The organism is Candidatus Nomurabacteria bacterium, from assembly GCA_023898465.1.
GTDB lineage: Bacteria > Patescibacteriota > Patescibacteriia > HK-STAS-PATE-3 > HK-STAS-PATE-3 > HK-STAS-PATE-3.
This window is the reverse complement of sequence record CP060223.1, coordinates 458,505-482,013: the sequence shown is the minus strand read 5'-3', so window position 1 is coordinate 482,013 and position 23,509 is coordinate 458,505. Positions and strand designations below refer to the sequence as shown.

Annotated in this window: 20 protein-coding genes; 3 read left to right on the top strand and 17 right to left on the bottom strand. The window is 40.2% G+C overall.

Translation table 11 applies throughout. The features are described 5' to 3' along the window. Position 1: 1 nt before the first annotated feature. Positions 2 to 1,954: a glycosyltransferase family 39 protein gene (locus H6760_02350; GenBank protein USN53988.1), complete on the top strand. Its 1,953-nt coding sequence runs from the start codon at positions 2 to 4 to the stop codon at positions 1,952 to 1,954. Between the two features lie 2 nt (positions 1,955 to 1,956). After that, positions 1,957 to 4,467, top strand: a complete 2,511-nt coding sequence (locus H6760_02345; GenBank protein ID USN53987.1) for a glycosyltransferase family 39 protein — start codon at positions 1,957 to 1,959, stop codon at positions 4,465 to 4,467. On the opposite strand, the gene H6760_02340 is transcribed toward H6760_02345, so the two are convergent. Genes H6760_02340 through H6760_02270 form a run of 15 tightly spaced genes read right to left on the bottom strand, consistent with a single transcriptional unit; the run spans position 4,439 to position 19,783 of the window. Further along, positions 4,439 to 5,155, bottom strand: coding sequence for a class I SAM-dependent methyltransferase (locus H6760_02340; GenBank protein USN53986.1), 717 nt, complete (start codon positions 5,153 to 5,155; stop codon positions 4,439 to 4,441). The two genes, H6760_02345 and H6760_02340, sit on opposite strands and share 29 nt — an antisense overlap. 27 nt (positions 5,156 to 5,182) lie before the next feature. After that, the gene (locus tag H6760_02335) at positions 5,183 to 6,073 is read right to left on the bottom strand and encodes a sulfotransferase (protein ID USN53985.1); all 891 of its coding nucleotides are present in this window, start codon (positions 6,071 to 6,073) and stop codon (positions 5,183 to 5,185) included. Positions 6,074 to 6,075: 2 nt separating this feature from the next. After that, positions 6,076 to 7,023 carry a glycosyltransferase gene (locus H6760_02330; GenBank protein USN53984.1) on the bottom strand — a complete coding sequence of 316 codons (948 nt, stop codon included), beginning with the start codon at positions 7,021 to 7,023 and terminating at the stop codon, positions 6,076 to 6,078. Positions 7,024 to 7,028: 5 nt separating this feature from the next. Next, complete coding sequence (locus H6760_02325; GenBank protein USN53983.1) at positions 7,029 to 7,982, bottom strand: hypothetical protein; 954 nt, start codon at positions 7,980 to 7,982, stop codon at positions 7,029 to 7,031. A 1-nt stretch (position 7,983) separates the two neighbouring features. Beyond that, positions 7,984 to 8,949, bottom strand: coding sequence for an exo-alpha-sialidase (locus H6760_02320; GenBank protein ID USN53982.1), 966 nt, complete (start codon positions 8,947 to 8,949; stop codon positions 7,984 to 7,986). A gap of 3 nt (positions 8,950 to 8,952) precedes the next feature. Then, complete coding sequence (locus H6760_02315; GenBank protein ID USN53981.1) at positions 8,953 to 10,257, bottom strand: ATP-grasp domain-containing protein; 1,305 nt, start codon at positions 10,255 to 10,257, stop codon at positions 8,953 to 8,955. Between the two features lie 9 nt (positions 10,258 to 10,266). Then, positions 10,267 to 10,968, bottom strand: a complete 702-nt coding sequence (locus tag H6760_02310; GenBank protein USN53980.1) for a WbqC family protein — start codon at positions 10,966 to 10,968, stop codon at positions 10,267 to 10,269. Between the two features lie 12 nt (positions 10,969 to 10,980). Then, on the bottom strand, positions 10,981 to 12,108 hold the full coding sequence (locus tag H6760_02305; protein ID USN53979.1) for a DegT/DnrJ/EryC1/StrS family aminotransferase: 1,128 nt from the start codon (positions 12,106 to 12,108) through the stop codon (positions 10,981 to 10,983). 1 nt (position 12,109) lies between these two features. Then, positions 12,110 to 13,186, bottom strand: coding sequence for an FkbM family methyltransferase (locus tag H6760_02300; GenBank protein ID USN53978.1), 1,077 nt, complete (start codon positions 13,184 to 13,186; stop codon positions 12,110 to 12,112). 4 nt (positions 13,187 to 13,190) lie between these two features. Beyond that, positions 13,191 to 14,981: an ABC transporter ATP-binding protein gene (locus H6760_02295; protein USN53977.1), complete on the bottom strand. Its 1,791-nt coding sequence runs from the start codon at positions 14,979 to 14,981 to the stop codon at positions 13,191 to 13,193. A gap of 1 nt (position 14,982) precedes the next feature. Next, the gene (locus H6760_02290) at positions 14,983 to 15,861 is read right to left on the bottom strand and encodes a glycosyltransferase family 2 protein (protein ID USN53976.1); all 879 of its coding nucleotides are present in this window, start codon (positions 15,859 to 15,861) and stop codon (positions 14,983 to 14,985) included. A 1-nt stretch (position 15,862) separates the two neighbouring features. Further along, the gene (locus H6760_02285) at positions 15,863 to 16,744 is read right to left on the bottom strand and encodes an FkbM family methyltransferase (GenBank protein ID USN53975.1); all 882 of its coding nucleotides are present in this window, start codon (positions 16,742 to 16,744) and stop codon (positions 15,863 to 15,865) included. Then, entirely contained in the window at positions 16,741 to 17,871 is a 1,131-nt protein-coding gene (locus H6760_02280) for a glycosyltransferase family 4 protein (protein ID USN53974.1), read from the bottom strand. Before H6760_02280 ends, H6760_02285 begins: the two co-directional genes overlap by 4 nt. Further along, the gene (locus H6760_02275; protein ID USN53973.1) at positions 17,868 to 18,830 is read right to left on the bottom strand and encodes a glycosyltransferase; all 963 of its coding nucleotides are present in this window, start codon (positions 18,828 to 18,830) and stop codon (positions 17,868 to 17,870) included. Before H6760_02275 ends, H6760_02280 begins: the two co-directional genes overlap by 4 nt. Next, positions 18,827 to 19,783, bottom strand: coding sequence for an SDR family NAD(P)-dependent oxidoreductase (locus tag H6760_02270; GenBank protein ID USN53972.1), 957 nt, complete (start codon positions 19,781 to 19,783; stop codon positions 18,827 to 18,829). The genes H6760_02275 and H6760_02270 overlap by 4 nt, the downstream gene beginning before the upstream one ends. 104 nt (positions 19,784 to 19,887) lie before the next feature. Between H6760_02270 and H6760_02265 the strand changes: the two genes are divergently transcribed. Further along, the gene (locus H6760_02265; protein ID USN53971.1) at positions 19,888 to 20,088 is read left to right on the top strand and encodes a hypothetical protein; all 201 of its coding nucleotides are present in this window, start codon (positions 19,888 to 19,890) and stop codon (positions 20,086 to 20,088) included. Here H6760_02265 and H6760_02260 read toward each other — a convergent pair. Both H6760_02260 and H6760_02255 read right to left on the bottom strand, forming a co-directional pair. Continuing rightward, positions 20,078 to 21,589: a hypothetical protein gene (locus tag H6760_02260; protein USN53970.1), complete on the bottom strand. Its 1,512-nt coding sequence runs from the start codon at positions 21,587 to 21,589 to the stop codon at positions 20,078 to 20,080. The two genes, H6760_02265 and H6760_02260, sit on opposite strands and share 11 nt — an antisense overlap. A gap of 140 nt (positions 21,590 to 21,729) precedes the next feature. After that, the gene (locus H6760_02255; GenBank protein ID USN53969.1) at positions 21,730 to 23,508 is read right to left on the bottom strand and encodes a M23 family metallopeptidase; all 1,779 of its coding nucleotides are present in this window, start codon (positions 23,506 to 23,508) and stop codon (positions 21,730 to 21,732) included. Position 23,509 lies beyond the last annotated feature (1 nt).

Sequence of the window (23,509 nt, the reverse complement as noted above, 5' to 3'; positions counted from 1 at the left end):
TGTGAATGTACTAACTAGGCTCGGTAAACAAATCGGGCAAGAAAGTGAAAATGAGGCTCAGAACGACGCGAAGAGGGTAGAGGTCTTTAGGACGCGCTTCCCACGTTTCGCGGAGTTGCCTATCCTCGGATCGTTTTTTCGTTTTATCGTTCGTGAAAACTGGATTGCCCTTACGTTTCTCTTCTTGATCCTATTCGCTTGGACCCTGATTAAGCTTCCATATTTTTCATACAATTTTACTGGTGAACATGAATTAAAGTACAACACCTATGTAGAGCCGGCGCTCCACATGATTGAAATGAAAAATCCCTTTTGGCATCAAAGGAAATATTTAGCAAATCCCGTAAGCAATCCCCAAGGAATTTTTAATGATTTTTCACACATTCCAGTTTTGGAATGGTCTTTAGCAGGTACTTATACTCTGCTGCCTCAGAATTCGCTTGAATGGAATACTCGTTTACTTACACACTTGATCGGAATGCTCACCTTAATCGCTGGATATATTTTTTTGCGATATTGGATAAGTAAATTCCCTTCGTTAATAGTAATAAGCTTACTCGCGTTAAATCCCATTCTTAGCTTTGCGAGTTTTGTTACCGTATATGATAATTTGTTGCTGCTTTGTACATTTTTAACCTTAGCCTTTTTGTCGGAGTCACTCAAAACCAAAGATCCTGTCTATATCATGTCCGCTGGCCTTTGCTTTGGTTTAGGTTTGACGATGAAAGATTCTATTGGTGTGTGGCTTCTTCCCGCTGCACTATTGTTGCTTTGGTTACAACGAAAAAATATCTCTTTTTTTATTCAGCAAAGCCTTACATTTTTTTTCATCGCGGCAATTCCATACGGGATGCTTGTGACTGCTGTATCTAGTCTCCCGCGCTATCCCATACGCGACGCTTTTATTATTGTTTTTTGGCTACTCGCCTTACTTCTCCTTATCCATTACCGACATCGTTTTTCCAGATATATAGCAACTATAGTTGCTTTTGTGCAAAAATTTCAAATTTGGAAGTATGCTTGTATCGGATTAGTTTTTATAGGAATAACTCTTTATTGGTTGGAAAATAAAGACTCAAATACAGTAAAAGAATTTTTGACCGACGGGCAATTGATTCTCTATTGGCCGATGTATAAAGAATTGCTTTCTCAATTGCGCGAGTATGTTACAACTCCAATAGCGTGGTTGGCAATAGCAGGGATAATTTGCAGTCCTCTGATTTTTTTTCAAAAAACAGAATCAAATAAGCGAATTTTGCACATGGGTATTACTTTGGGATTTTCGTCAGTTTTTTATCTCATTCTCGCTTCCAAGGTAATCTTTTTTCATAATTATTACACCTTGATAATTCTAGTTTTTTTGTGTTTTTCGGCAGCCTTGACCTTGTATGGTATTGCCAAGCTTCTCAATAAAAGGATTTTTATGCTTCTTTTTCTGGCTAATGCTTTCATCTGGCTCTTTCCAGTAAACCTGCACGCAATTCAAGTTCGCTTAGAAAAACAACGTCCCGAATACTTAGATGCACTAACATATTTACGTCAGCATACGGACTTAGATGATATATATATTGATGAGAGTTTTGTAATGACACTTACGATAGGATCAGGGCGTCCCAGTTTTGCAAATGTTGATATTCTAGATGAAACTAAACTTGAAGATTCGATAGCTATTCGTGGTTTAGCAAAAACAATGCAAGCGTATCATGTCCGCTATCTTATTACCGCAAATGCAGAGCCTGACTATCAGCGTTTAGCCCCACTTTTTACAAAAGAGGATATGCAGTCGAGCTATTATCGTCGATCCGATATTATTAAATCTCAACTTGACCCTTCTTATCATTTTTTTCAAGATCAAGATTTGAGGATGAAGATTGTCGAAGAGTCTCGATTAAAAGATAAATTTCGATTAGAATATTCTACGGGATACTATAATTTTTTCACTTTTGTAGAGTAGTAATGTCACATTTTTTTCATAAGACATTCAAATACTTGCCACCAATTTTTCTCGGCGCTATTTGTTTAGTTTTCTTTTGGAATCGAGATCTGGCTATTGAGATGATCGAATTATCTTTGCGTTTTTTACAAATTAATATTTTCCTTAGTATCTTGATTCTTTTTGCCTATCAAGGAATACGGGACACTTTAAGAAGAAAGATATCATTTACTTTGTTAATAGCACTCGCAATTTGGGTAAACGTATGGAGCGCTGTCCACATAGAGAGGGTCTTGATACAAAGTACCGATGTGAGCGCTTATTTAAGCTTCTTTGTGCTTGTGTTGACGCTCGCCTTGCTTTTTACTTTCACAAATAGACTTCGTAGAGAAAAAAGTCTTGAAAAAATGCAAATCCCATCACTTCATTACGGGATTGTTTTGTTGGCTGTTTTGATTATATCGCTTGTGGCAACCTTTACACAGCAGCGTGGAATTTTTGTGACTATATTAAATACGCCCGTAAGTGCAGTCTTGTACAGTACGGCTCTATTATTCTTCATTTGGCTTATATTAAATAATAAAGTGATATATCGTGAACGCAAAATCGAAGATGTGGCAGCCCACGATGAAGACAGTAGTGAAAAGCTGTATAGAAAAATTCGTTTTAGCCATTCCCGTTTTAGTCGCATCCCTTTGCTTCCTACATTGTTCATACTTTTTCGTAAAAAGAACGTTTTATCCATTTTTTTGTTGGCATTAATTCTGTTGAATTATTTTGCAATTCGAGTCCCATATTTCCATGACTCGTTTTTTATTAAACTTCACCCTGGAAAATATGTGAGCTATGTGCCAGTTGCTCAAGAAATGTATGAAGCAAAAAATCCATTTGTATTCAGAAACCCCGCTTACGCAGGAATTTTTGGAAGTGCTGAAGATCAGGAGTACGGTACATTTTGGCGTATGCCGGTACTTGAGTGGACCCTTGCTCCATTCTTTAGTTTGAGGTCATATTTTAGCGATGAGTCAATTGTTCGTATATATCTTACTATTGTTGGCTCCTTTATTTTAGGAAGCATATTTTTATTAACCAGACGACTTTTTTCACCTCTTGTAGCAATTGCACTTACGTACATTTTTTCACTTACTCCAGTTTTTAATTTATTGACTTGGACCACAACACTTGATGCAACAGCACTATGTTTTTTGCTTTGCTCAGTTAATTTATACCTTTACGGGAAAAGAGACGCCTCTTTCATCATCCTTGGTTTTGCCTTCTTATGTAAGTTATCGTTTGTCGTAATAGGCGGTCCACTTCTTGCTTTACTCGTACTCTTCCTCGAAAAGGAAAAGATGTTGCATTTAATTAAGTTGGCATTAGCAAGCTTTTCTCCGTATATTTTCTTTACCCTTTTTCTCCGCAGCTTGCCGGCACATGCTGATGAGTGGGGGAGAAATATTACTATGCTTGTGGTATTCCTATTACTAGTTTTAGGTATTTATCTGGTTCTTAAATATCCATTTACTAAGGCACTTCGTTTGCTGCAAAGAAACAAAAAAGTTTGGCGGACAAGCCTTATTTCTACTGGGGCATTTTTTCTACTACTCTCTCTTTTCTTTTTGCGAAAGTCCCTACAAGCTCTTGGTGGTGAATTCCTAACAGATACATCGTTGCTCTTAAACGTGGATTTCTATCTACAATTGTTTGATAGAGTTCGGTATATGAGTACACCCTTTATCAGCTTTGTATTTTTTATCTCTTTAGGTACATTTTGGTTTCTACCCCGCAAGAAATTTTATATACTCCTCACTTTCTTCTTTACTTCATTTATTTTTTTAATCCTGGCTTCAAAGTCAATTCGCTTTGCATGGTATTATAATCATATTTTTGTTTTGACCATGGTTCTTTTTGTGGGCGGTGTTTTGTATCAAATTGAGAAGAACCTCGTCTTATCAAAGAAGAGCACTATAGCAACATTTACACTCATATTATTAACTATGGGGCTTACTTTAAATCCTACACCAGAGTACTTTCTTCAAAGTAAGTTATCTCAACTCGAAGTGCAGGCCATACGAGACGTAATATTGAAGAATAGCGACGCTAACAGTAAGGCCATGACATATTCTTCAGAATACCGTGTGCTTTATTTATATACACACCAGCCATTTGTGCAGCTAAGTGCGATTTCGAATCAAGCAGAATTGGAAAGTCTCAGGAAGGATATTAGCGATTTAGGTTTTCCTGGAGCAATGGAAAAATACCACCTAAGTACTTTTATAGACACCAAAGGTCAAAATAACTTTATCTCTTTACTCTATCTCTTCACTGATTCCACCGACAAAATAGCTACAGATCGTTCCGATTTGATCCTCTCTAAGCTTTACGAAGATGTGGAGTACTATGATGAAAATGAAGAGAATCTCAACACCAAAATTGATCCATCAAAATACTTTCAAGCAATTGGATCGGTACAGGGTGTAAGTGTTTACGAGATCATTGATCCGCCTAGTGCTGATGCGAGTGATGTGCAGTAGCACCCTTCTCGCTCTCTTCATTCGTACGATGACGTAATTGAATGATGTAGTTTGGATAAAAAAGCGGTTCATGTACTAGGCGCTTTGGCATTATTTTTTTTATGAAACGGAACAGCTTGAAGAGAAAAGAATTTCCTGTGCCAACTACATAATGTATTTCTTCGACCTCAAAGCCATAGCGCCTCACAAAGAGGCGGAAGTACTCCGGAATAATTTTTACAGTTATATCATCGTCAGGATGTCCAACATTTTTCTTTGCATACCATGTCAGGAGCTGAGGAACGCAGAGAATGTTGTCATCAGTGATAATGAGTTTACCGTCGGGAGAGAGATGCTTTTTACAGCTTTTTAGGAAACCATCAATATTGGTAAGATGATCAATTACTTTTGATGCAATAATAACTTCAAACTCTTCGTTCAGATTAAAATCTTGCCCATCTCCATACCGGATGTCGTAGCCCTGTTTGGCTAAATGGTCAATTGCTGGTTGGTCAATATCAATACCAGTAGCATGAGTTCCATACACGTGGAGATAATCAAAAAGCCAAGTGCCAATCCTGCGCTGCTCCTCAATTCCTTCAATAGTATGGTTTACGCAACCGATTTCTAAGACCCTTTTGCCTTTTGATCGATCCACTACAAACCAGCGATCATCAGCACGTTTCTTAAGTATATCGAGATCCATCATATGCTTACTTTTCTGAATACTAAATGGTTAAATGTAGCCATAGTTTTTTAGCTCGTCATGCAGTATATGGGTCAATTTCTCGTAGCCTTGCTTGTCCATGAGCTGGGAGGCATCCTTATACTGAAATCGCTGAACCTTAGCAGACTTGATGATTTTAGCAGAGTTTGCCGATTCCACAAAGCGACAGATTTTTTCTAGCTCCGAAGTAGGATTTTGGAGAATATCCTCAAATCGGATGGATAAAACATCCTCTCCAAGTGGGTTGGCTTGCCGCTCAATTTCACGAACAGACATTTTCCAGTACAGGGCGGCTAAAATGAGAGGTCGAGATGGATCATCGCTTTTTTTAGGTAAGTAGTTTTTAAATTCCTCGGGCGTCTGGATAAAATAACTATCAATACTACTTTTTTCAGTAAACATATAAGGGTAACTACGGAGCATTTCAACTGCTACTGCGCGCCCATCTCTGATAAGGTGAATAAATTTTGCCTCAGGAAAGACTTTGTGATAAAAAGATATGCGAGCAGGTCGGCCGCAGTCAATGAGCATACGATTTTTTTTCTGCGCTTGCATTTGTTTTCTCACCCAGTGCTGCAGTTTTTTTTGATTTGCTTCATTCACATGAGTTTGCTCAAGTGAACCGTACTGAGTCATTATTGGAATAAACTTGTGAGAAATTTCTTCAGGGTGGGGGAGTATGCGTAAACGAGCATGTTTTTGTAAATATCTTCCCAGCCATGGAATTTGATATATACGTGGTAAATAAGCCGGCCAAGTATGAGTATAAAATTTGCTTGAGTATTGGGAAAACCAGGCGAAGTCATTACCTTGCGCAAGTAAGGTGTGCAGTATTGTTTTTCCACTGCGCGGGGAGCCTATTAAGAACACCGGGCTGTTTGGATATGTAGTGGGTTCCATGGCTAACGACGTGCTACCTGTTCAACTATGCTTGTGATAAATAGATTACCAATTGCAAACATTTTTTTTGTAAGCGAAAGAGAAGAGTACGATTTTGAATATTTTGTTCGGATGAGTTTTAGCATTTGTCTTACTTTTGTTATTGGATTTTTCACACTTTTAATTTCGTAGCTTAGCTGTTTTTTTAGTACTTGATAGGCATATATATATTTACTAAATTCGTTAAAACCTTCAAGCATTACAATCATACCTGGAAAGAGTTTTTGTCGGTATGAAAAAGTTTGCATGCGTTTACTCCACGAACCCTCGACGCCAATTCTTCGCATGGCCATGATTTTATCCAGATATACTACTGTACCAAGTTGAGAGAGATAGAGCTTCAAGGGTATATCCCCAACAGGCGAGTGACGAAGCCAATCAGGTGGGTCTATAATATATTTTCTGGGATACACAAGAGTGGGGGATGGTGCCATCGTGCCGTAGCCAAAAAAGGTATTTTTTGGAATAATTGTTTTTTTGTTAAAGGGACGAATCGTCTTATTGGTTGCTTTATCTCCGTTGATAATTCGAACCGAGTGGAAGGTGAGACTGCACTCTGGATGTTTTTCCATGTAGCCAATTTGGATTGCCAACTTTTTTGGATCCGACCAGTAATCATCTCCTTCACAAAATGCAATATATTTTCCTCGTGCGGCTGACAAAGCGCGAAAATAATTATTACGTGCCCCGACATTTCCATCAGAAATCGCTAGGTGGATTTTATCAGGGTACTTTTTTGCATATTCCAAGCAAATTTCCCTGGTTTCGTCTGTACTGAAGTCTTCTCCAATGATAATTTCAAAAGGGAAGTCAGTTTCTTGCTGTAAAAAACTTTCTATTGCTTCTGCAATATATGGACCATGATTGTATGTGACGCATACTACACTGACGAGAGGAGAATCAGAATTCATAGGTATTATCCAACAAGCTTAGCTAAGCCAAAACCATCGCGGCCGAAGGCGTTTCCATTATAAAGTAAATATATTACATCATCTTTTTGAAAGACGTGAGGGTAGCACTGCATTTCTGAATCCCAGCCCTGGTCTGAAACAGTGATACCAGCTTGGGCATCATCTCGAGTCCAATGGGTAAGGTCATCCGAATAGGCGCATCCAATTCGATACGCACGATTTTTGTTTGTTCGAAAATCACTGGCTTCGCGATAGCAAAAGTACATGTAGTACCTTTGCTTAATTTTAATTACAGTAGGAAGCGCCTGACACTCATCGGCATTGAGAACGTCACTAATAATTTGACGATTATCATTTTGCCAATGTATGGCGTCTAAGGAAGTTGCATGAGCAATTTTGTATACTCGTGCAGCAGGTTCCTGGGCTGTTTTTGGTTTCCATCGTACTCCGTTGATGTACCACATATGAAGTTTTCCTTCGTATGCTTGGACAAAAGGATCGCCTACCATAAATGGCTCATGAAGAGAGGAGGTAAGGATAGGGCCATCACTATTTCGCTGAAAGCTTTCTCCGTTATCAAAGCTTTCCACCAGGCCAATAGATGTTTCCACTGATACAGAAGATCTACGAGAAATGCCGCTTGTGAACCCTAGTACTCGATCTTGAAACCTTAAGACATTCATTGGAAAGATGCCGTGTTCATCAAAGGTGCCAAGTTTCCCTAAAGGAAGTACGGTTTTTTTTGAGACTTCAAGTACTTTAGAAAAGTCATTTGTAAAATCGACATAAGCAATATGACTGAGGTAGGTTGTGGGTGTATCTGCTTGTCGGGTAGAAAAATATATCCGTATTCGGTCGTCCAAAAGTAACACCTGAGGCGATTGCGCGAAAAGCTTGCAATCGTTTGGAAGATTGTGTTGGGACGGATCAAAAATTTTTCCGAGTTTTTCCCAGTGCATATTATTGTAAACTCCCTTCAAGTTCAGCAATTCCAAACCCTTCTCGACCAAAGTTATTTCCCAAGTAGAGCATGTAGGTTTTTCCGTCCAGTGAAAAAATATGAGGAAAAGAGATCATTTCTGAATCCCATCCTTCAGTCGATATGTCGATGCCTACCCGTGAATCGTCACGCTGCCAATGAAATCCATCCTGAGAGTAAGCATAGCCAATCCGATAAGCCCGATCTTTATTTGTACGAAAATCAGAAGTATGCCGATAGCAAAAAAACATGTGATAGATGTCGTTAGCAAAATAAACGTCAGCGCTTGCTTGCGCCTCGTTCTCACCTAAAACGTTTGGAATAATTTTTCGATGCTCTTTTTTCCATGTAACGCCGTCAGTTGATGTAGCCATCCGGATGCCATAAACCGCCTCAGTCTTTCCATTTACTTTTCTCCAATGAGTCCCGGCGGTATACCAGAGAAACCAGCGATTTTGAAATTTCCTAATTTTAGGAACCGCAACTAAGAACGGCTCATCAGGGCTATACGAGAGTACGGGTCCAGGGCCAATTTTTTCAAAAGTTTCCCCATTGTCCTTACTTTCAGCCAGACCAATAGCGATATTGAATGGAACGGAAACGCATCGAGTCCATCCGCCATAGTAAGCGAGTAATCGATGCTTATCTCGAATGACTGAGATGGGCATAATACCAAACTCGTCAAAACTACCAATTTCTCCAAGCGGAAGCACGGGTTTTTTTGAGATCCTAAGAATATTAAAAAGGTTTTTTCGATCAAGATCAACAAAGCCGGCATAGCTTGTCGCTTGACCATTTTTGTCCGGAAGTGGCCGACAAGAAAAATATACTCGAACAAAAGAATCAAAAACTAAAGTGGCAGGAGCTTGAGCAAAAGTCTGCATCCACGCATCATTTCCGTTTTGTGTTGGGTCAAATACTTTTCCTAGTTTCTTCCAGCGGAACATGCCTTATGTATTAAGTAATAAACTCTCGATGGCGTCTACATCAAATACAGGAATATTGTGACGCTGCTTTACTTTTTCTCTATCAAAAAAGTAGTTATCAATAAAAATTGCATCGTCGGCAACGATGTGATCAGTCTTGTCCTCTCCAGGATGTAAAATCACAATCTCGTCAAATAGATTTTTTGCAAGGCAGTATTTCTGTAATGTCTCATCGAGATCGAACTCATGTTTTGTGAGAAGACAAATTTTCTTATGAGCATATTTACATTGATAGAGAAACTGCAGTGCGATAATGTTAATTTTTTCATTGATGATAATTGTATCATCGAAATCAATGTATACTTTTGTGTAAGTGAAATCAGCTTTATATCGGTTTAGCATTCTGCGATCAAGCGTGATAGGATAGTCATTTTTTAGAATCTTTACATCGATGTCGAGCGCGTCGAATATCGTGAGTAAGGCAAAATTAACTCCAATTTGACGATAAAGACCCATAGTACTTGCCTGGCGAACTGCAAATTCCATGAGTTTATATTTACCTGTGCTATCTTTTTTTACTTGAAAAAACCACGCGCCTCGAATAGCAACCTTTGTATTTATTGTTTCGGCAATTGTCTGAATATCCTGAGTGACCGGACGAGACTCTGTCCTAAAGGAAATGCCAAAATCAATTCTTGCTCTAGTCCTTGGTCCAATAAAACGCAACTGGCCATGTCGATCGGTAAAACAATCAACACTCAGCTCCTCGCCTGGTAAATATTCGTAAGCAACTAAGTCAGGTTGCTTACTGGTTTGTTCCTGCAGCTCTTCATATGTATGAACTAAACAAGTGCCTTTCCCGCCTTGTCCCTGATTTGGCTTGAGGAAAATAGGATACTCAAGATTCTGATATGGCGGTAAATACTGCTTTGGCAGGAAATCATAAGCTTGAAAAAGCTCGTAGGTGAGGATCTTCTGTCGAGCTATCCTTGTGCTTTCGTATGGAGAAGTCAAAATTTTTGCTGGATATTTATCCCGGTGTTTTGCCAAAAATTCAGTTACTGAGTCATGTGTTGGCATGACCATATCGATTTTTTGCTCTTTTAATAACTCGGTGAAGTGGTCATTAAATTTTTCGTCGGAGATTTGATATGGACCCTCGAAGTAATGCTCGGAATCATATAAGTAGCTCGCGTGATCAGACTTTCCCGAAGCTCCAAATATTTCTACGTGGAGGTTATGACGAAGCGAGTGATAAATTTCAAAAGCAATTTCTGAGCCAGCCGGGAAGAGGAGTACGCGAATTTTTTTATCTATTTGAGCGGGCATATGGGATTATTATTCGAGAATGTATTCTTGGAGTAAGTCCTTTAGCGCTTCCTGACTATTAAACATCATAACATCTATAATAGAGAGATAGGGTACATGTTCTTTATTAAACTGTTGGTAATGATGTGCTTGAGTTCGGAGAAATTGGAGCGCAACGCCATTTTTAAGGAAATGCTCTTTTGTATATAATTCTGTTCCACCAATTGGATTAATATATTGATTTGCTTGGAGTGCTTTGCAAATAGCCAATACGCGCTCGCTTGATTTTAGCGTATGGTCGACTGGAACCTGAGAGGAAATGATAAGAGGGGTGGGGATGTGGAGATATTCTTTGATGAGTTGCAGGCTGTTAAAAAGAAATTCAAAAAGATTGACCGAATCTTGTTTGAGTATCTTTTCAACCAGAGTATATGTAGGAATGAAGTAAGGGGCTTTCTGATAAGAGGATTTGAGTCTGTTTAATATACTACTTCGTTCCTTTATCCAATTATCAGCTAAGCAACGGTCGCGTATATCGAGATAATCAGAATCTTTCTTTATCGCTAGAGAAATAGTTTCAATTTTTCCATTGAGGAGGATACGGTTACGATTGATCCACCCCTTCTTGGTATATTGAATGTTGTCGTAAACCACAAATTCATCTACAGCATTCATCAGCTGAAAATATCCGATATAAGGGAAAAAATAGGGCTGCATGATTGCTATTTTCATCTGAATGGATTCCTATGTAAGCATTCTTTTAAGACTGCTAATGATGCGTGTAAAATCACTATCACTTAAATCATGGTATAAGGGTAGACAAAGAACCTGTTCGCTAATTTTAGATGCAACCGGAAGCTGCGCTGCTTTAGTTGTCGCCAGATTTTCGTAGAGTGGAATTTTACTTATGAGTGGATAAAAATATCTACGAGAAAAAATATTGTCTTTTTTTAATTCCTCATAAATATAATCTCGCGTATGAATACAATGTTCTGTATCAATAACAATCGGGAAGTAGGCGTAATTATTTTGTACGCCTTCCTGGTCTTCTAAGAAATGCAAGCCAGGTATATCAGATAGTGCTAGACGATATTTTTCTACAATTCTTTTTCTGGCTTCTATATATTTAGCAACATATTTTAGTTGAAGTAGTCCATATGCAGCTTGCACTTCGTTCATTTTGGCATTAATGCCGGGACCAATTATTATTGTCTCATCTTCAAAGCCAAAGTTTTTTAGGTGATCAATCCTATTTTTCATTTCTTCACTATGGGAAATGATCGCACCACCCTCAATTGTATTAAAAACTTTCGTCGCATGAAAGCTTAGGACAGAAAGGTCGCCAGCATTTAATACAGAAATACCATCTTGCTTCACATCAAAGGCGTGGGCGGCGTCGTAAATGACCTTGAGATTATGCTTTTTTGCTATCATGTCGATTTCCTTTGTCCTGCATGGGTAACCATAAATGTGCACAGGCATGATCGCGCTTGTTTGAGGTGTAATAAGTTCCTCAGTTTTATTAGGATCAAGTGTAAAATGAGTTGATTCAATATCAGCAAATATTGGAGTTATTTTGTTCCACCAAAGTGCATGCGTTGTTGCGACAAAGCTAAATGGGGTAGTAATAACTTCACCTTGGATATCAAGTGATTGCAGTGCAGTCATCAAAGCAAGTGTTCCATTGCTAAATACAGATACAAATGGAACATCCAGATGTTTAGCGAGGGCTAGTTCAAATTGTTGATGGAATGGTCCATTATTTGTTAGCACTCGATTCTCCCATATCGTTTTTAGCTCAGCAGTAAATTCTTCAAGTGGCGGGAGTGCTGGTTTAGTTACATAAATTGGTTGTTGGTTTGAGCTCTGCATATTAGTTTTCGACTTTCGCAAAGAGTACACTTTCTTCACCGTAGATTGAATAGTGGTCAAAATAAAACTTATAGCCCAAGTTTAAGCTTTCAATATAGGCAGGAATGTGCTTGCAATCACTTGGTTTATGGTAGACGCAAATAGACAACACAGGCCGAAATTTTTTTATTACATTTTCAGCACCTTTTAATGCCTCGAGCTCTGATCCCTCTATATCCATTTTAATAAAGTTAACGTTTTCAAGTGTATTTTGTTCAGCAAAATCATCAATTGAGATTGTATGATAAGTAGTTGATGCTTCATCTACACCAGTAATAACTTTGTTTCCTGGACCAAGGTTGTTGCAGGTTATAGGCTCGTTGCTTTTCGACCATACGGGTTTTTCCACCATGGTAATTTGTTTTGCATATTCTGGGTTTAGAGAAAGGTTTTTTCTCATTACCTCGAGGTTTTCAGGTAGGAATTCAAAACTGTACACTTTTCCATTTTCTTTAACCCTTTCAGCGAAATACATAGCCGTTTCGCCCCAACACGCTCCAGCATCAATAACAACGTCGCCTGGCTTAGCTGCAATAAGTGTGCCATTATATTGGTATTGCGGCTGTACAAAGCTACTAAAAATGCTTGGGCTTATCGAGTATGCTTTTCCCTTATATCCATATTGCTCAAGATCAAACAAAAATAATTTCCAGTCTAAAAAGTTTGGTGAGAGAAAATCGTCTTTATTAGCAACGCTTTTTTCAATGTCTTCAATCCTCTTAAAGTAGTTACCGTCATTTAGCGGGAGCTTTACTTTACGACTTCCCAACAATCTGAACGTGAGTACTTGTATTAACAGTTCTCTAGAATAGTCGTCGCTAAGTCGATCATAAAGATAATGAAAACTGTCGATTAGTATTTTTTTTCTTTTGAGAATTAGATTGAACAATCCAATTCTGTATGTGAAATCCGATAATATTTCTAATAACCAGACTTTGAATTTCTTTTTTTTAAACCGTATTTGAAGAACATTATCTTGATAATTATTAGGAAAATTCTTTTTTATTGATATATTTAACTCTTCATTAAATGTGTTCATATTCTTACCTTTTTTCATTTACGAGTAACTCGCTGTTTTGTTGAATGATATGTGAGTAAGTCCCAGAATCTTTTATGTGTCCTTTTTCGATGAAAAACAAGTTATCACAATTCTCTACTGTACTGAGACGATGCGCCACGATGATAATGGTTCTATCCCGTTTGAGGTTTTCAATTGCATCAATAATATATTTTTCAGTTTGATTATCAAGCGAGGATGTCGCCTCATCCATTACTAAGACCTCTGGGTCATGATAAAGCGCTCGGGCAATACCGATGCGCTGTCTCTGTCCACCGCTTAAGCGAACACCTCGTTCACCAACCATTGTGTTCACTCCTTGCGGTAGGGAGGCAATGAACTCTTCTAGCTGTGCCATTTTAATAGCACGAGAAACCTGTGCATCATTAATTTCATTGTCGTTTAGTCCGAAGGCGATATTATTACGAATAGTATTATCAGCCAGGAAAATAGTTTGCGGGATATAGCCGATATTTTTTTGCCAGGCTGCCATAGTATTTTTTATATCTTTTCCATCAACGAGGATTTGCCCCGAATCAATTGACAGTAGTCCGAGGATAATATCCACTATGGTGCTTTTTCCAGCTCCAGAAGGGCCAACAAATCCGATTGCCGCACCTTTTGGAATAGTGAGACTAACATCTTGCAGCACTTGTTTCTCACTGCCTGGGTAGCGAAAATATACCTTTTGAAGACTTAAGGTCGATGAGATGGAAATCTTTTTATTGTCAGAGTTTGTGTGTATTGGAGTTTCAATTTTACTCAACTCAGCAATATCATCATGGATTGAGTTTAGCGTATAAGTGTAATAACGAATCACATTACTATTACTCACAACCTTATCTAAAGAGGGCATAAGTTTAAATGTGGCAACGCCGAAGAGACTTAGTACTGGTAAGATCGACTCTACACCACGTCCTTGCCACACGAGTACTAAGGCGACTAAAAGCATGCCTGCCACCGCAACGGTTTCAATAACGGGCCGGGCGCTCATCTTAAAAATGTTTTTGTATGTTTCAGCTTTAGCGTAAGTATGGATCGATTGAGTAAACGCATTAATAAACCAAGATTGTCGATTCTTTACGAGTATTTCCTTTATACCACCAACACCTTCATTCACGCGACGAATCATAGTTTCTCGTTCAATCAGAGATTCAGATCCGAAGTGTTGAATCTTTTTTTTGACTAAGCGAAGGAAAAAAATACCACTTGATCCGACAAAGAAAAGCACTATGAGTGTATTGAGTGGCTCAACCGCAAAAAGAAAGATACTAATACTAATGATCATGATTGATTCCATGACCACCACCAGCAAGGGGAGCATGATGTAGTGTACGAGTAAGGTGGTTTCTCCAGTTACATTACGCACAAGGCGAGCTGAATTATTATTAAGGTGATAAATATAAGGCGCCCGCATGTATGAATTAAAGAGCCGAGATGATATTGCGCTGAATCTGCGATAAACGAAATGCGATTGGATATACTGAAACGAAATAATATAGGCATTTTTTAAAACAAAGAGCACAATGAGAAGAATCGACCCGTAGGTAAGTAAGCCTTTTGCATCCGTAATATTTGCACGTTGTAGTATTGGGGCAAGCCAGGTGATTTGAAAAAGAGTATCAGGATTAGAAACCGTTGAAATGAATGCAAGAATTAGACTAATCCCGATAACTTCTAAAATCGCTGCAATGAGCATTAAAACAAAAATGCCAAAGATTTTTTTCTTATCACCTGGTGGCAAAATCACCTGAAGCTTCTGTAGAATTTCTTTCATACTAACCCTTCTTTTTTATGCTTAACCAAGTATATACCAACTTCTGCAGAATGTTATTCGGAAGAAGACAAACATATTTGTAGAAAAGATGGCGCTTCAAATCAAGACGATATCTATTTTCCTTTAGAAAATGTAGATAACTTCTCCGGTAGGCGTGGTAATTTCGTCGTGCATTGTTATAAGCAGCGTATTCCTGTTTCTCAGATATTTTGTCGTGGATAAATTTACTTTGAATTGAGACGAGACAGGAATATTTGCTCTGTTTTAAATGTAGACCTTTCTCCAGATCCTCAAAGCCGATAAAATAATTCTTGTCCCAAACGATAATATCCTCAAGTTCTTTTCGATAAATCATTGCCCCCGCGGCAACATCATCAAGCTCTATAAAATCAAGGTCTGATTTTTCTGGATCGATATGAGGTCGCTCTATTTTAATTTCTTTTTTTGATAGAATAATATTGCGTCCACCTGTCCACCAGAAGCTCCCATCAATTTTATAAATTGAAAATCCAATAGCGCCAATCGTAGGATTTTCTGCAAATTTTTTAAATACGGGGACGTCCCAATCTTTATTTACATACATGTCATCATCAAGCATGAGGATGAAGGGTGTCTCAATATTTTTTACAATTTCGTGTCGAGCAGGGGAGCAGCCGATATTTTTTGTGTCAAAGATAACCGTAGTATCGCTACGCTGATTAATACCATCTAGATACTCCCTGATTCCATCATCCTCGTATCCGTTGTTATACACACGGAGAAGAAATGCAGTACGGGTATTTTGAAAAAGAGCATCTATTGTTTTTTGGAGCTGCTCAAGCCTTCTGTAGTGAACTATACAGACAGTGAGTAGGGGATGTTTTTGAGCATCCTGGGTCATGTTATTTTTTTATGAAAAACATTTCAAATGAGCGTTTTTCTTCCAGCAAGCGCGGATCGCTCTTTAATTCAGCCATAGTCATTTCCTCAACAGTGGTTTGTCCTAGCTGCTTCCGAAGATAGTTATCTCGCGAGATTGCTTTATGTATAGTGAAACCGCTTTCTTCCAAAATGGTAAGCAAATTCAACATTTCTTCCCTTGAAACCAGCTTTGGATGCAGCTCAATAAAAAGTTTTAAAGGGCCAGGCTTAGCAAGGAATTGTTTCATCCCATAAATAACTCGACATTCATAGCCTTCTATGTCCATTCGGATAAAGTTAACCTTTGGTTTATCTGCTAAGAAGGCATCAATGGTAGTTGTCTCTACCATAATTGAGGTTCTCTCTTCATCATTTTCGCTCGGAAGGAAGCTGTGCAGGTTAGAATCCTTACTTAGGAAAAATTCTGAGTGACCGACTTTATCGCTGACCGATAGTTTACGGACATCAACATAATTTTGCAGTTCATTTAACTCCACATTTTTTTTAAGTAGCTCGTAGTTACTAGGATCTGGCTCAATTGCGTAAATTTTACCTTGGCCTTGTAGTCGACTCGCTTCAAGTAAAACGTAGTAGCCAATATTTGCGCCGGCTTCAAAAATTTCGTCTCCAGGCTCGATAAAGTCTAGCATTACCTTAGAGGCCTCAGCTTCGCGATTATGATCTAAAGCGAGCTGTTTAAAAATATTATTCTCCTTGATGTCTAATCCAACACGATTAAGATAGAGAACAATTTTCTTTCCATACACTTGTACGGATATTTGGCCATTTAGGTGAATTGCTTTAATAAAAGTCCAACGCAGATTTCGCCAGGCAAGGATGAATAGCAGTTTTATCTTTTTCATAGTTTAACTCCGTAAGGTGTGAATAGTTGATTATATTGATGAAATACAGTTGTCCAGCTAAATTTTTCAAGCACGCGTTTGCGGGCAAGTTGACCTAAGCGTTGAATCTCTTCACTGGAGGTGGTGAGATGACGCAGCGCTTCATTGATACTTGTTTGGTTTTTTGCTTCTATGGTAATACCGGCCTCACCCATTGTTTCTGCTGCTCCACCCGAACTGCTGGTGATTATAGCGCAGCCCGCGCTCATCGCCTCAAGTAAGGCGACACTTGCGTTTTCCTTAGGTGAAACCAAACTATAAATGGCAGCGGATTCAAGAAGTTCTTTGTATTCGTGGCTAAGATTATCAAGCCAACCATGAAAAACTATTTTACTTTTTGCGTTACTTGCTAGCTTTTGAAGTTCTGTCATCATAGGACCATCACCAGCAATGTGTAATTCATATCCCAAGTTTTCTTTTGCCATTGCATTTATCAAATACTGAAAACCTTTTCTTGGTAATAATCGTCCAGTGGAAAGAATGATTTTTTTCTTTTCTTGTGGCACAAACTTCTTTTCATCTATGCCGTTAGGAATGTAATAAATTTTACTATGTAATGCAGAATTAATATTCTTTTCAATGAGGGTTCCTAGATATTTTGAGGGAACAATAATTTTATCACTATTATTGCTTACCAAGCGGAGTATTGGGCCGGTAAATTTGTGAAGAAGCTTAAATCTATCATCGTTGAAGCCAGGAACATCACTACCGTGACTGGTAACGACATAAGGCAATTGATATTTTTTTTTGAGCCACCATGAAATAATTCCACTAGGTATTAAAAAATGCGTATGATTAACGTCATATTTTTCTTTTTTTAAATGGTTTGTGAAAAAGAAAAAAGCGGAGATGATGAATGTGAATTGTTCCCATGGCGTACATATCTCTTTTTTTGCTCGAACTGAACGGAGTCGAAAGATCCGCATACCGTCTTTTTCTTCATATCGAGGGAGGGTTTTATAGCCCATTGTGACAACAGTGACTGAATGGCCATTTTGCACAAATCCTCGAGCTAGCTCGTAGCTAAGTGGACTAGCGCCACCACCAAGAGGTGGAAACTCGTAATTAAGTAACAGTATTCGACTCATGAATTTTCTCTACGCGATGTGGTAATTGAACGTATGGTGTAGATTTGCCGTTTGCCGTTGTAGTAAGTCTTGATAGCAATATCACCCAGGAGTCCAGAAATAAATAATTGGATGCCAGCTAGGATCAGAAAAACAGAAATCAATGGCCAGATGCTGTTTTGGAGTGAGATAATTCCCATTAGTCGAGCAATGGCAAGGTAAAGTCCTAAGACGAGACCAGCGGCTCCAGCCAATATGCCAAGACCGCCAAAAAGATGGAGAGGACGGCTAGAGTATTTTCGCCAAAACCAGACGCTTACCATATCGACAAAACCTTTTATCACGCGGCGCCAGTTGTATTTTGTTCGGCCAGTGGTTCGAGCGCGATGATTAACGACTATTTCGCCGATGCGGAAACCTTTCCACGCTAGAATTGCCGGTATGAAACGATGAATTTCACCGAAGAGGTCCAAGTCCTCGAAGCATTCTCTTCGATATGCTTTGAGCGTGCAGCCAGAGTCTTTAATTTTATCTGCTACTAGAAATCCGCGAAGGAAGTTTGCTCCACGAGACAAAAAGCGCTTCGAAAAAGTGTCTTTTCGGTTTTTTCTCCACCCAGAAACCACATCATACCCCTCTTCAATCTTCGCATAAAGTCCAGGTATGTCTGCTGGATCATTTTGTCCATCACCGTCCAGGGTAAAAATAATTTCCCCTTGAGCATGTTTAAAACCAGCGTCCAGTGCAGCGGTCTGTCCAAAGTTTTTTCGCAAACGGATAATCGTAATCGGATGTAGAGATTGTAATTTTTCAAATGTGCCGTCTCTGCTTCCGTCGTCTACAAAGATAATCTCAAAAGGTTTTTGCATCGTCTGCATGATCTGAAGAATCTCAGCATGAAGACTAGCCACAGCCTCGACTTCGTTATAGACCGGTACGACGACTGAAAAAAATGCTTTAGTGGTTGTTATTTCATTCATACGCGATAACGTTTATACCATTCATAAAAATGTTGGAGACCGCTTTCGATTGCGGTGCTTGGATCGTAACCAAGCAGTTTTTTTGCTTTCGTAATATCCGCAAAAGTTTGTTGCACATCACCCGGCTGGGGACCCTGTTGGTCAACAATAGCCGTTTTTCCAGTTACTCGTTCTACTGTTGCGATAAATTCATTTAATGAGATCGTATGAGAGTTACCTAGATTAATAATTTCGTAACCAATATCAGCTTGTAGACTTGCGAGAATTCCAGAGATAATATCCTCAATATAGGTGTAATCTCGGCGCGTTTCTCCGTTGCCAAATTTTGTAATAGCTTCGCCACGATGCACTTTATCAACGAAGAGGTAGGGCGCCATATCCGGCCGTCCTTTTGGTCCATATACGGTAAAAAAGCGTAGACAGGCCACACTCATGCCGTGCAATGCATGATAAGTGTAGCTAAGTAATTCACCAGCTCGCTTTGTTGCCGCATAAGGTGATATCGGTGTATCAACAGCATCTGTTTCACTAAAAGGGGTTTTTTCTTGATTACCGTAGACCGAAGAGGAGGAGGCAAAAATAAATTTAGGGATTTGAAAAACCCGAGCAAGCTCAAGCATTTGCACAGTGCCATTTACATTTACATCAGTATAAAGGGTTGGTTTCGCAATTGAAGGCCGCACTCCCGCCCGAGCGGCAAGGTGAATAATGGCGTCAATTGGTTGTGAATATTTTTGCAGAAATGTTTTTATTTCTTCTGGTTTACGAATGTCGCATTGAAGAAAGGAGTATTCAGAAAATTCTTTGAGCTGCGTTATATTTTCTTGCTTTTGGGTAACAGAATAGTAATCATTCAGATCATCAATCCCAATGACGCGATGTCCTTGTGCTAAGAGGGTGGTGGAGAGGTGTGATCCAATAAATCCTGCGGAACCGGTAATAAGGTAGTTCATGGAAGGGGCTGAGGAATCGCAGTGCTGAGCAGAAGCAGGCGTCCTGAAAATTTACGTAAATAATGAGAAAGGGGTATACTGCAAGGGAGATTTATACTAACGTTATGCAATTTCATCCTTTTCAATCAGCGAAAACATCCTGGATATTTTTTATACAACGCTTTTTTATCATTAGCGCGGTGGTATCAGCGTTAGGTTTTTTACTAGAACTTGTCCTGCCTGGATTCATCATTTATACAATACCGCTTATTTGGTTGCTTATGCCTTTTATTTTGGCGACACTAGGACTTATGCTTATTCAGTAGAGCGAGTGATTGAGACGTCAACTTTTTGCAGGCGATATTGAGGGGATCCCAGGCGAGTATCAGCGCTATAGCGTATTTGCAGGCCATTGTCTTCGTTGAGGAAGCTTTTATCAAAGTAGAAATCGCGATTCAGCAAGTATCTTCCATTCACCGGATTTTGTTTTTCGTAACGTGCTAAGACGTATTCTATTGAAGTATCTTTGGTAGTATCGGCAGTGAGACGACGAGTTGGGATAGTAAAAGGGTTAAAATAAGCAAATGCATCAAAAGCAATAACAGCGCTTTTATCTATTTCAATAAGTGCATGATTGGTACCTAATTGAATACTGTGTGGATTTTTTGCTGTAGCGAGGTTAGGGAAGCTGTAGTGCACTGAGCTGCCAACTTGTCGGTCAGAAGCGAGTGTTATCTGGTGACCATCTAAACTGATATTTTGTGCGCTGGCGTCAATATGCCAGGCAGGAAAATCAATATTTTGAGAATTTGTGTATAGAGTTAGAGGATTTGCGCTGCTGTTATACACGTTATCAACAAGCAACGGGGAGCTTGCTAAAACAACATATTGTTGATTTGTGCTTAGTTTTGACTGAATATCTGGATTATCAACCTCAACTCGATACATTCCAGGATTAAGCCCCTCGAGGGTAAAATCTATAGCACGAAGTGGGGTTCGAACTTTAGAGGCGCTTACTACGCCATCATCTGGAAGCGTGGTGACATATATTAGCTCACCAGATTGATCAAAAACGTTTATTTCGGTCGGATCTGGTCCTTCGTAAAAATTAAGCTCCTGTACATCTAGGTGAATATGAAGAGAGCCGCTTTCCAATAGCAGGGTATAGGTTGTATAAGGTCCCTCGAGATAGGGTAGGGAACTTTCTAATTGCTTTTTTTCAGGAAGATTAGCGAGAAATTCGCTCTGGAGCACTGGATTGAGAGCGGCATGAAAAGTGGCAATTACAGGCGTTTCTGCATCAGATTTCGGTGGGTTTTTGTAGAAATCCTGTATGGATGCGTAGCTTGGGTTTCGTTGCCACAGAGTAACGCCGTCCTGGGTGATTGAGCTCCACTCTAGAGCTTCGAGCTGGGCGGAGTATATTGGCCCTAGGTCATAGCTAATTCCACTGGGGTGGACGAGTGAAAGCTCTAAACTATCGAGGTGTTTGGGATCAAATTCAGTTGAAACGCTGAGATGATTTTTTTCGCTTAACTGCAGTGTTTCTGGTATTTTTAGCCAAATATTGGTCTCGGGCGTCGTTATGGTATGACGTTGAATCGCGTACTGCTTCCCGTTTGCAGGGTTCTCGCCAATTTCTGTAGTTTCATTGATGGCTGGAAGAGCTCTGAGCACCTTATCATTTGCAGGAAAATCAAGGGAAAAACTAAGATTTTGACCAAAAAACGCAAGGTTTTTGTTTAGCAAACCCAATCCAAATACAATAAAAAAGCCAATTACTATAGAAATGAGGTAGCGACTGGCCTTCTCTTGTTTTTCTGACATTTTTTGGCAAAAAAAGGATAAAAGTTCAGGCTAGAGTATACTAAAAATTGGTCATTTTGAAAAGTAAGAAAAACGCGCCTCCAAGTTGCTGGCCTGAAGGCGCGTGAAAGTGCGATGTATGCTGGAATAGCCCCTCCAAGCTATTGACACAGCTCAGTTTCAACGAAGAAGACCTCGTCGAAGTTGAAGGTTCCGACAGATCCCGGCGGTACCTTTACCCCGAATTTCGGGTAGGTGCTGAGGTCGCCGGAGTTGATTGTGAAGGGTTCACTTTGGAATTGATGCCACTGCCCGTCTGCGGTTGGGTTGCTCACGAGGGCGTTCAGACTTCGTTGACCAGTTGAAACACTACTCTTGAACAGTGCCCACTCGAACGGAGCCGTGGAGGTGGTGTTGTACCAGAAGCCGATTCGGTAGAGTTGTCCTGGCGTGATCTGATCGCAGTTGGTGCGAGTATAGATCATCCAATCATCTCCATCAGCGTTCACAATACGTACGTAGTGTGAGTTGCTTCCAATGCCTCCAGGCGGCCAGCTATAGCTTGAACCTCCATGAGGGTCAGCCGTCCATCCGTCAGGCACACTATTGCCGTCGTCGTCTCGGTTGAAGCTGAGGTTGCAGTCGGTTTCGAAGCAGAATTCCACCGTGGCCATTCCACTCACGTTTCCGACCTTATCCAAGGCTCTGACGTAGAAGACGTTGGTGCCCGGGTGAACGCTTTGACTCCCATTCACTTGTACCGAAGTACTAGTCGTGGAGTTCGGTGTAGATCCGTTGATTTGCCACTCGTAGAGATCCAGTCCACTACCCACGTCGCTCGAAGCATCCCAGTCAAAGAAGAACGAGTTGGTGCTCGTGCAGTCTGACGGGTTCACGCTCAAGTTCGGCGGGACCTGCGGCGCGTCGGCGTCGACATAGATAAGGAAGTTCATCTCCCCCCATCCGTCGATTCCGATGTCTGCTCCGTGGAAGGGGCGGAAGTACACTACTTCACCGTCAAGGTCAGTTGGAACATTTGGTGTTCGTGCCTGGAAGGTGAATGTTGCAGTTTGACCAGGAGCGACTGTCCCTTCGTCAAACGAGGTTACTCGTTGAGTGTTGCAGGATGCAGGGCACCCAATCCAATCTACTGGCTCAAGCCAACAGTTTTTGGGTGTGCCGTTCTGAAACACCGATCGTAGTTCAACGTAGTTATTCGTACCAACGCCTCCGCTATCAATCCACGTTGCCGTTCCCGTATTTCTGAATCTCGCCAAGTATGATTTGATGTCGCCAGGCTTGGTCCAGAATGGCGGGGCAGCGGGTGGATCTTGACCAGCAGGAGAACAGAGGTAGGGTGTGCCTAAATAGCCAGTCTCGTAGTTGTGGCCACTAGTCAAATCGCCTATGAATTCATCGCTTCGGAAGAATCGAAATTCTCCACCCGCGGTCACATCCCTAGCCCAGATGTGTTCGGCAACAATTGATGTGCTACTTGAAGCGCCTATCTGAGGGTTTCCAGTGTGCAGACCAAAGTGTACATGATCACCGTAACAATTTCCTGTACAGCCTTCAAGCGCAACAGGCATCCCTGTTGTTATCTGCTGTCCATCAGAAACAAGAAAGCTCTTGCAATGCCCAAGGAGAACAAAAGTGTTGTCTCCAACGTCGATGTTTACGTGTTTTCCGAATCCGGATTCACCTTCATCATGCAGATAGACGGTTCCGGATACTGGGGCGTACAACGTTTCATCGCCATTGTTGATCGTGTCTAGATCGATGTCGTAACGTGTTGAAGTGTACTGATGTGAGTACTCGCCATTGGCACCTTGCGTACATTTGTGAACGGTCCCTTCAGCAAAGGGAAGCTGAAGATTTGGTTGTACGGCAAAGGCACTACTCGCAAGAGCCAGGAGTAGGACCGAGAGAATCCATCTCATC

Excerpts from the sequence above, each read along its gene's own strand:
- H6760_02345 (USN53987.1), top strand. The coding sequence starts at position 1,957 with ATGTCACATTTTTTTCATAAGACATTCAAATACTTGCCACCAATTTTT.
- H6760_02340 (USN53986.1), bottom strand. The coding sequence starts at position 5,155 with ATGATGGATCTCGATATACTTAAGAAACGTGCTGATGATCGCTGGTTT.
- H6760_02335 (USN53985.1), bottom strand. The coding sequence starts at position 6,073 with ATGGAACCCACTACATATCCAAACAGCCCGGTGTTCTTAATAGGCTCC.
- H6760_02330 (USN53984.1), bottom strand. The coding sequence starts at position 7,023 with ATGAATTCTGATTCTCCTCTCGTCAGTGTAGTATGCGTCACATACAAT.
- H6760_02325 (USN53983.1), bottom strand. The coding sequence starts at position 7,982 with ATGCACTGGGAAAAACTCGGAAAAATTTTTGATCCGTCCCAACACAAT.
- H6760_02320 (USN53982.1), bottom strand. The coding sequence starts at position 8,949 with ATGTTCCGCTGGAAGAAACTAGGAAAAGTATTTGACCCAACACAAAAC.
- H6760_02315 (USN53981.1), bottom strand. The coding sequence starts at position 10,257 with ATGCCCGCTCAAATAGATAAAAAAATTCGCGTACTCCTCTTCCCGGCT.
- H6760_02310 (USN53980.1), bottom strand. The coding sequence starts at position 10,968 with ATGAAAATAGCAATCATGCAGCCCTATTTTTTCCCTTATATCGGATAT.
- H6760_02305 (USN53979.1), bottom strand. The coding sequence starts at position 12,108 with ATGCAGAGCTCAAACCAACAACCAATTTATGTAACTAAACCAGCACTC.
- H6760_02300 (USN53978.1), bottom strand. The coding sequence starts at position 13,186 with ATGAACACATTTAATGAAGAGTTAAATATATCAATAAAAAAGAATTTT.
- H6760_02295 (USN53977.1), bottom strand. The coding sequence starts at position 14,981 with ATGAAAGAAATTCTACAGAAGCTTCAGGTGATTTTGCCACCAGGTGAT.
- H6760_02290 (USN53976.1), bottom strand. The coding sequence starts at position 15,861 with ATGACCCAGGATGCTCAAAAACATCCCCTACTCACTGTCTGTATAGTT.
- H6760_02285 (USN53975.1), bottom strand. The coding sequence starts at position 16,744 with ATGAAAAAGATAAAACTGCTATTCATCCTTGCCTGGCGAAATCTGCGT.
- H6760_02280 (USN53974.1), bottom strand. The coding sequence starts at position 17,871 with ATGAGTCGAATACTGTTACTTAATTACGAGTTTCCACCTCTTGGTGGT.
- H6760_02275 (USN53973.1), bottom strand. The coding sequence starts at position 18,830 with ATGAATGAAATAACAACCACTAAAGCATTTTTTTCAGTCGTCGTACCG.
- H6760_02270 (USN53972.1), bottom strand. The coding sequence starts at position 19,783 with ATGAACTACCTTATTACCGGTTCCGCAGGATTTATTGGATCACACCTC.
- H6760_02265 (USN53971.1), top strand. The coding sequence starts at position 19,888 with ATGCAATTTCATCCTTTTCAATCAGCGAAAACATCCTGGATATTTTTT.
- H6760_02260 (USN53970.1), bottom strand. The coding sequence starts at position 21,589 with ATGTCAGAAAAACAAGAGAAGGCCAGTCGCTACCTCATTTCTATAGTA.
- H6760_02255 (USN53969.1), bottom strand. The coding sequence starts at position 23,508 with ATGAGATGGATTCTCTCGGTCCTACTCCTGGCTCTTGCGAGTAGTGCC.